This window comes from Bellilinea sp., assembly GCF_034432615.1.
Classification (GTDB): domain Bacteria; phylum Chloroflexota; class Anaerolineae; order Anaerolineales; family Anaerolineaceae; genus Bellilinea.
Map to the genome: position 1 here is coordinate 1 of NZ_DAOUBL010000331.1, position 8,434 is coordinate 8,434.

An 8,434-nucleotide genomic window follows, 5' to 3' on the forward strand; every position below is an offset into this window, starting at 1 on the left:
TTATTTTATAGGGGCTGGGCAGCCCTTTCATGCCATCGAGGCAGGATCAGGCTAAAACGGGGGTTCGACGGCAGCCTTCGCAGAGGGTTAGCCCTCGTAGAGGGATGCCCCTGGGGGCAAAGGACAGACCTGCCGCAAGGCGGATTGTTGTTTTCTTGTGAAAATTGTTTGACCGCATAAGGTCATTTTCGTCATTTCAAGCACTTCGTGATAAACTTAAAGGCTATGCAACGCTGGATAATTGGACTGATCCTATTGTTTCTATTCCTGCCTGGCATAGCTTTGGCTCAGGCAGATGAAATAACGATTATATCCCCCTCAGACCGGCAGGTCTTGCAAGGGGTGATGGAAGTTCAGGCACGCGTTTCAACGGATGATGTGCTCTCGTATGAGTTGTTGTTCGGATACAGCGGCGAAACGAATGAACGAAATCTATTTCTGCTTGCACAGGGAAACGCTTTTCCAAAGGAAGAGCCCCTCTATCGTTGGGACACCACACTCATCCCGGACGGGGATTATCGCCTTGTTTTACGCGTGTATTTTTCAAATGGTGAGAAACGGGAAGCTGTTATTGACGGAGTAAAGGTGCGAAATTATTCGCCGGTGGAATCACCCACAGCAAGCGACCTCATCCTTTCAACTGAGCCGGTTTTGGAAACACCTGCCAATACCCCCCTGCCAGTTTCATTTACGCCAACTCCGCCAAGACCAAACCCGGGCAGTATTCAACCGACTCAATGGACGGGAAGTGTCGTGCGCGGGATAGCAGTCAGTCTCCTGCTGTTTATAGGGTTTGGAATGGTTCTATCGCTTCGCAAGCGCAAAAAACGACGCTGAAGAAAATTCCAGGAGGGAAAATTGGATCCACTAGGTTCGCGGATTCGACGCGTATTTTCACGAAAGAGCACCCCTGAAACGGAGGTGACTGCTCCACCTTTCCTGCTGGTCGGTTTGGGGAACCCTGGCAGGGAATATCGCGAAACCCGTCACAATGTAGGGTTCATGGTGATTGACCGCTTTGCCCGGGAGGCTGGAATCAGCCTGAGCCGGGTGCAGCAAAAAGCGATTGTGGGACTGGGAAATGTGGGGGATCAAAAAGTGCTGCTGGCAAAGCCCCAAACTTTCATGAATCTCTCGGGCGAGTCGGTGGCTGCGCTGGTACGTTTTTATAAAATCCCGCTTGACCAGTTAATCGTCGTGCATGATGATCTGGATTTACCTTTCGGCACCCTGAGAATTCGCCCGGACGGCGGATCGGCAGGACAGAAGGGGATGCAGTCCATTATCTCCCGGCTGGGTACCCAGCAGTTTCCACGAATGCGTTTTGGGATTGGACGCCCGCCAGGCAGCAAACAAGGTGCAAGTTATGTACTGCATGGGTTTTCGCCGGAGGAAAAGAAAGAACTGGATTATTTACTCTCCCGCGCAGCGGATGCGTTGAAAACTTTTGTGGCCGAAGGGCTGGAAGCAGCCATGAATCGGTTTAACGGTAATCAATTGGAAAAATGAACGTTTTGGAAGCCATTCGATCCCTCAAAGCCTATCAATATCTGTTGGAAGGGCTGCGCAATGGACAAACTTTACCGGGTTTGGGGCTGATGCGTGCAGCACGCCTGCCTTTGCTGGCAGCCATTTGGCAAGATTTAAATGTGCCCATTCTTTGGATAACAGACCGCACCGACCGGGCGCTTTCCATGCTGGATGAGCTTTCCTTCTGGATGGACAGAAACGCCATCCAGATTTATCCGGAGCCCAATCCCCTTTTCTACGAGCAGGCGGCATGGGGGACAGTCACCCGTCGAGACCGGTTAAACAGTCTGACCTCACTGGCGGTGTATCATTTCCTCGGTTCACCGCGCCCGTCGCAACCACCGCTGGTGATTGCACCGCTGCGGGCAGTGATGACGCGCACCTTGCCACGCCGTGATTTTCTTAAAGCCAGCAAGGTAATTAAACTCAATCAGCAAATTTCACCGGAAATGTTGCAAAGGCAATGGATGGATATTGGCTATCAGCCGGTGGATACGGTGGTAGAGACAGGGCAGTTCGCACAGCGCGGCGGTATTCTGGATATCTGGGTGCCAGCAGAAGAATTGCCGGTGCGCATGGAATTCTTTGGAAATGAGCTGGATACCTTGCGCCGATTTGATCCGGCTACCCAGCGAACCGTTGAAAAAATTGATCGGTTATTCATCACACCAGCCCGCGAGGTTCTGGCAGGTCATGCCGGCAATCTCGAACTTGCGGATGGGCAAACAGTGGACGAGTTTTACCTTCCGCTGGTTCATTCTTCTCCAGCCAGTATTCTGGATTATTTACCGACCCAATCACTGGTCATTGTGGACGATTTACTTTTTTTGCAATCGGTGGCCAATGAGATCGAAGAACAGGCAGTAAAATTGCGCCGCGAGAGTATTCAAGAGGGCGTGTTGCCGGAAAATTTCCCGATTCCCTATCTTACGTGGGGGGAGATTCTGGATGAATTGAACTCGCTGCGCTGGCTGGATATGGGGCAAAGCAATGGGGAAGAACCAACTACGCTGGCGGAGTGTTTTCAACCCGGCCCACGCTACGGCGGCCGATTAAAGTCTTTTTTTGAATATCTGCAAGAACTTTGTCGTCAAAATCAACCGGCGGTGATTGTTTCACGGCAGGTTCCCCGTCTCAAAGCCCTGTGGCGTGAGCAGGGGTGTGAACCCGACCAACCCCAATTCCTGGAGGGTTCCCTGAGCGAAGGGTGGCAGCTGATCCTTTCACCGGAAAAGCGTTTTTACCTGTTGACCGACAGTGAAATTTTTGGCTGGGAGCGCCCACAACCCCGCACACGTGCCAGACCGGTTGCTGAGGCGCCGGAAGCCTCGTATGCTGATTTCAAACCCGGTTCCTGGGTTGTGCATGTGGACTATGGCATTTGCAGGTTTATTGGGCTGGTGCAGCGGGTTCTTGACGGGGTGGAACGTGAGTTTCTGTGTGTGGAATATGCAGACGGCGACCAATTGTTTGTGCCGGTGCATCAAGCTGACCGGCTCAACCGGTATATTGGCCCAAGCGGTGAAGCGCCCAGTCCCACCCGGTTGGGAAGCAGCGAGTGGCAGAATACCCGTCAGCGCGTGCGCGAGGCAGTACTGGAGGTGGCTCAGGATTTGCTTGACCTTTATTCGCGCCGGCAGGTGGCGCAGGGTTTTGCTTTCAGTCCCGATACGCCATGGCAACAGGATTTGGAAGCCTCGTTCCCATATGTGGAAACCGAAGATCAACTGAAAGCCATCACCGAAGTCAAGCGCGATATGGAACGTCCACGCCCAATGGATCGCTTGTTATGCGGAGATGTTGGTTACGGGAAAACTGAGGTGGCGTTACGGGCGGCCTTCAAAGCGGTGATGGATGGTAAACAGGTCGCCATGCTTGTGCCGACTACGGTTCTGGCTCAGCAGCATTATGAGACCTTTCGCCAGCGTCTGGCGGCCTTTCCGGTAGAAGTGGAGATGCTTTCCCGGTTTCGTTCTCCTCGTGAACAGGATGAGATCATCTTGCGCACGGCGATGGGCGAGGTGGATATTTTAATTGGTACCCACCGGCTGCTCCAACCGGATGTTACCTTCAAAGACCTTGGCCTGCTGATTATTGATGAGGAACAGCGTTTTGGGGTGACTCACAAGGAGCACTTTAAAAAGATGCGCACCGAAGTGGATGTGCTGACCCTCACAGCGACGCCGATCCCGCGAACCCTGTATATGGCGCTGACCGGCGTGCGCGATATTTCGGTCATCAATACCCCGCCGGCTGAACGACTGCCAATCATCACTCACATTGGGCCGTATTCACCGCGGCTGGTACGTCAGGCAATTTTGCGGGAGCTGGAACGCGGCGGCCAGGTGTTTTTTGTCCACAACCGTGTGCAGACCATCCGGGCAATGGAACGCCATTTGCAGAAACTGGTGCCGGAAGCCCGTATTGGAATCGCGCATGGGCAGATGAATGAAGGCGAGCTGGCGCAGGTCATGCATGATTTTACCCGCGGCAAAATTGATGTGCTGCTGTGTACCTCGATCATCGAATCGGGGCTGGACATCCCCAACGCCAATACCCTGATTGTGGATCGCGGTGATGCCTTTGGATTGGCGCAGTTGTATCAGCTGCGCGGGCGGGTTGGACGTGGAGCTCAACGGGCATATGCGTACTTCTTCCGCCACCGACGTAAACCGCCTACCCCGGAAGGTCAGGAACGATTGGAAGTGATTGCCGAAAATACACAGCTTGGGGCAGGTTATTCAATAGCCATGCGGGATCTGGAGATGCGCGGGGCGGGTGAGCTGCTGGGTACCCGCCAGCATGGTTATATTGCCAGTGTAGGTTTTCATCTGTACACGCGGTTGCTGGCACAGGCAGTACGTCAATTGAAGCAGGTGAGCGGTTTGGAAAAGACCGAACTGCCGGTGGACGACATGCGCGAATTGAGTATGGCTGTGGCGGTGGAATTACCCCTGGCAAGCGGTATCCCGTCGGCGTACGTGCCCGATCAGCAGGTGCGCTTGAACCTTTACCGCCGTATTGCGGATGTCAACGACTTGGCGGAACTGGATGCGCTGGCAGTTGAATTTGAAGATCGCTTTGGCACGTTGCCGGAAATGGTGCGGAATTTGTTTTATCAGATGAAAGTCAAACTCATGGCGCAAGAAGCCGGTTTGGTCTCGGTGGCGGTGGAAAATGATCAGATTGTCTTTCGCTTTCCGCCTTTGCCGGAAAATGTGGAAGCCCGCAATCTTCCGCCGATTGGCTCATCGGTGCGCGCTGGTAAAAATGCTTATCGGATGCCTTTTTCCAGAGATGACCCGCACTGGCAGGCGGCTGTGCTGGATACGATTGCAGCCATTCAAGTTGTGATTCGTGAGGTAAAAGGTGAATCGAACGGCGTAAAAGAAGGAATTTAGAAATTGTGTTCTTTTATTGGAAGTGTGTTACAATCGCTTGAGCCGTTTTGTTTGAGGGAATAGAGAGGATTGTGCCATGGAATTCAAGCTGCAGGCACCCTACATACCTACCGGTGATCAGCCGGAAGCCATCCGGCTGCTGGTAGAAGGAGTGCGCAAAGGATGTCGGCATCAGGTATTGCTGGGGGCAACCGGCACCGGCAAGACCTTTTCAATGGCGAATGTGATTCAAGAATTACAAATGCCAGCGCTGGTGATGGCGCACAACAAGACGCTTGCGGCTCAGCTGTATGCTGAGTTTAAGGAGTTCTTCCCCGAAAATGCAGTGGAGTACTTCGTCAGTTACTACGATTATTACCAGCCAGAGGCGTATGTTCCTCAGCACGATTTGTATATTGAAAAAGAAACCGAAATCAACGAAGAAATTGAGCGTTTGCGCCTGGCAGCAACCACTGCTTTGATGACCCGCCGGGATGTGATCATTGTGGCATCGGTATCCTGTATTTATGGGTTGGGCAGTCCTGAAGAATTTGGGAAGGGTCAAATTCAACTGGAAGTGGGCAAAATTTACCGGCGGAATGCGCTGCTGCGTCAACTGGTGGAGATTCAATATCAACGAAATGATCTGGAATTGCGCGGCGGCACTTTCCGGGTGAGGGGGGATACGCTGGAAGTGTTTCCGGCCTATGAAGACCGCAAAGTGATCCGCGTGGCTTTCTTTGGAGATGAGGTAGAGCGGATTCAAGTGGTCAATTCCCTGACCGGCGAATTGCTTTCGCAGCCGGATTCGATTGTCATCTTCCCTGCCAAACATTACATCACCGGTGAAGACCGGCTGAAGGTCGCCATTCACAATATTGAAGCCGAATTGGAAGAACGGCTGGCATACTTCCGGAGGAATAATAAGTTTTTGGAGGCGCAGCGCTTGGAACAGCGCACGCGCTATGACCTTGAAATGCTGCGCGAGGCAGGTTATTGCTCGGGCATTGAAAATTACTCCCGCCATCTGGACCAACGTCCGCCGGGATCTCCACCCTGGACGTTGATTGATTATTTGCCGAGCGAGTACCTGTTGATCATTGACGAATCGCACATGACCATACCGCAGATTCGCGGGATGTATAACGGAGACCGTTCGCGGAAGGAAACCCTGGTGGAGTTTGGTTTTCGTCTTCCCTCAGCGCTGGATAACCGTCCGCTCAAATTTGATGAGTTTGAAGAACATATGGGGTACACTATTTATACATCGGCAACACCCGGTCCGTATGAAATGACACGCGCCGAGCAGGTGGTCGAGCAGATTATCCGCCCAACCGGATTGGTTGACCCGGAAGTGGAAGTGCGCCCGACGCGCGGTCAGGTGGATGACCTGCTTAAAGAAATCCGCCAGCGGGTTGAAAATGGTGAACGGGTGCTGGTGACCACATTAACCAAACGTATGGCAGAGGATCTTTCGGATTATCTGATGGAAATGGGCATCAAGGTCCATTACTTGCATTCTGAGGTCGAAACGTTGGAACGAGTTGGTATTTTGCGGGACCTGCGGCGCGGTGTTTTTGATGTGGTGGTCGGAATTAACTTGCTGCGTGAAGGGTTGGACCTGCCGGAAGTTTCGCTTGTCGCGATCCTTGATGCGGACAAAGAAGGGTTTTTGCGCTCTTCTACGGCATTAATTCAGACGATTGGGCGGGCAGCCCGGCATGTCAATGGAAGAGTAATCATGTACGCTGACAGGATTACGGACTCGATGAAAACCGCCATTGATGAAACCAATCGCCGCCGGGCCAAGCAGATGGCTTACAACCAACAGCATGGCATTGAACCGGTTGGTATTGTCAAAGCCATACACGATCTGACCGAGCGGATTTCAACAACGGCGGGTGTGGCAGAGGGTCGCGCGGATTACAAGGCGGGCGAAAAAGGCGGCTTTTTACCGATGCCCGCCAATGAATTGAAGCGGTTAATCAACGAGATGGAAAAGCAAATGAAACAGGCTGCCAGGGATCTGGAGTTTGAAAAGGCCGCTGCACTGCGCGATCAAATTTATGAACTGCGTGCGCTGCTGGCGGAAGAAAGCAACCTACCTCCATGGAAAAAAGCCCGCCTGCTGGCCGGTGAAGATTAGAGTTGATTTAATTTTTGCTCCGGCGCAACCTACGCAAAACGCGGGTCAGGTATACTGCGGTTGGATTGAATCTTGAATGGTTAAGGAGACTGGATGGCAATCCAATCAACCTCAAGCCTGAAGCGCATTTTTTTTCAAAGACATATTGCCGTACCGATAGAACATGGTTCGTGGGTTTTTTTGCTCGGACCGATTTTGGTCGGGCTGGTCGTCTCAGAGGGGCTTACAAGCAATCAAGGATGGGTCATTCTGGCAGCACTGGCGGGTTTTTTCTTCCGCCAGCCACTCACCATATTGGTCAAGGTAATGAGCGGCAGACGGCCGTCCAAAGAGCGATTGCCGGCTTTATTCTGGATGGGAGTGTACGGATTAATCGGTCTGATTGCCATACTCGGTATGCTCAGCCGGGGGCTGGGTTTTCTGGTAGTGTTGGCCTTGCCGGCTTTGCCGGTATTGTTCTGGCATTTATGGCTGGTCAGCCGCCGGGAAGAACGTCGTAAACCAATTGTAGAGATTGCCGGCAGCGGCGTGCTGGGACTGGCAGCCCCGGCGGTATATTGGGCTGGAATCGGGCATCTGAATTTGAATGGCTGGCTGCTTTGGCTTTTGTTGTGGCTGCAAGCCATCGGTTCAATTTTGTATGCCTACTTGCGCCTCTCCCAGCGTGAATGGCAGAGCGTTCCTCCCCTCCAGACACGGCTATCTGCTGCCCGGCTGCCTTTGGCGGTTTGCGGTGGAAGCATTGCCGGGGTGGGGCTGCTTGCGCTGTCGGGTTGGTTTTCACCTCTGGTGACGGCTGTTTACCTGATCCAGTTTGCCGAATCTGTTTGGGGGGCATTGAAACCGGCAATTGGCGTTAAACCGGTGGTAATTGGAATGCGCCAGTTGATGATCAGCAGCTTGTTCATGATCAGCTTTGCCCTTTTATGGAGGGCGGCAGGGTAAGCGACCGTATTACGATGCCTGAGAGTACTCGGGCAAATCGCCGTACAATAACGTTCGATTACGCCCTGACTTTTTAACGCGGTAAAGGGCATGGTCTGCATGGCGCAGCAGGGTGGTCAGGTCATAGCCGGAAGTGGTATTGGTGGAAACCCCCATGCTTACGGTGATGAAAACGACCTCATTGCCAATTTGAATCGGTTCGAGGGTGATTGACTGGCGCAGTCTTTCGAGGATGCCCTTGAGACTTGATTCGGAGATACCGGATAACAGAAGCACAAATTCGTCACCACCGTAGCGTCCCAAGACGTCTGCACCCCGCAGACGGTTCGCGATGCGTCGCGCAATAGTGCTTAAAATGAGATCGCCCGTTGAATGACCGTACGAATCATTGAAATCCTTGAAATTATCCAGATCGAAGACAATCAGGGCTACC

6 protein-coding genes are annotated in these 8,434 nt (G+C 52.8%); 5 read left to right on the forward strand and 1 reads right to left on the reverse strand.

The features are described from left to right. Positions 1-225: 225 nt before the first annotated feature. From VAE48_RS14970 to VAE48_RS14990, 5 genes are all read left to right on the forward strand, one after another. Positions 226-837: a hypothetical protein gene (locus VAE48_RS14970; RefSeq protein WP_322794137.1), complete on the forward strand. Its 612-nt coding sequence runs from the start codon at positions 226-228 to the stop codon at positions 835-837. An 84-nt stretch (positions 838-921) separates the two neighbouring features. Beyond that, complete coding sequence (pth, locus tag VAE48_RS14975) at positions 922-1,509, forward strand: aminoacyl-tRNA hydrolase (protein ID WP_416181062.1); 588 nt, start codon at positions 922-924, stop codon at positions 1,507-1,509. Further along, positions 1,506-4,931 carry a transcription-repair coupling factor gene (mfd, locus tag VAE48_RS14980; RefSeq protein WP_322794139.1) on the forward strand — a complete coding sequence of 1,142 codons (3,426 nt, stop codon included), beginning with the start codon at positions 1,506-1,508 and terminating at the stop codon, positions 4,929-4,931. The genes pth and mfd overlap by 4 nt, the downstream gene beginning before the upstream one ends. Positions 4,932-5,007: 76 nt before the next feature. Further along, on the forward strand, positions 5,008-7,056 hold the full coding sequence (gene uvrB / locus VAE48_RS14985) for an excinuclease ABC subunit UvrB (protein ID WP_322794140.1): 2,049 nt from the start codon (positions 5,008-5,010) through the stop codon (positions 7,054-7,056). Between the two features lie 93 nt (positions 7,057-7,149). Continuing rightward, entirely contained in the window at positions 7,150-8,001 is an 852-nt protein-coding gene (locus tag VAE48_RS14990; RefSeq protein ID WP_322794141.1) for a YwiC-like family protein, read from the forward strand. Positions 8,002-8,010: 9 nt separating this feature from the next. Here VAE48_RS14990 and VAE48_RS14995 read toward each other — a convergent pair. Beyond that, positions 8,011-8,434 (reverse strand): GGDEF domain-containing protein (locus tag VAE48_RS14995; RefSeq protein ID WP_322794142.1); only part of this gene is annotated, 424 nt, incomplete at its 5' end.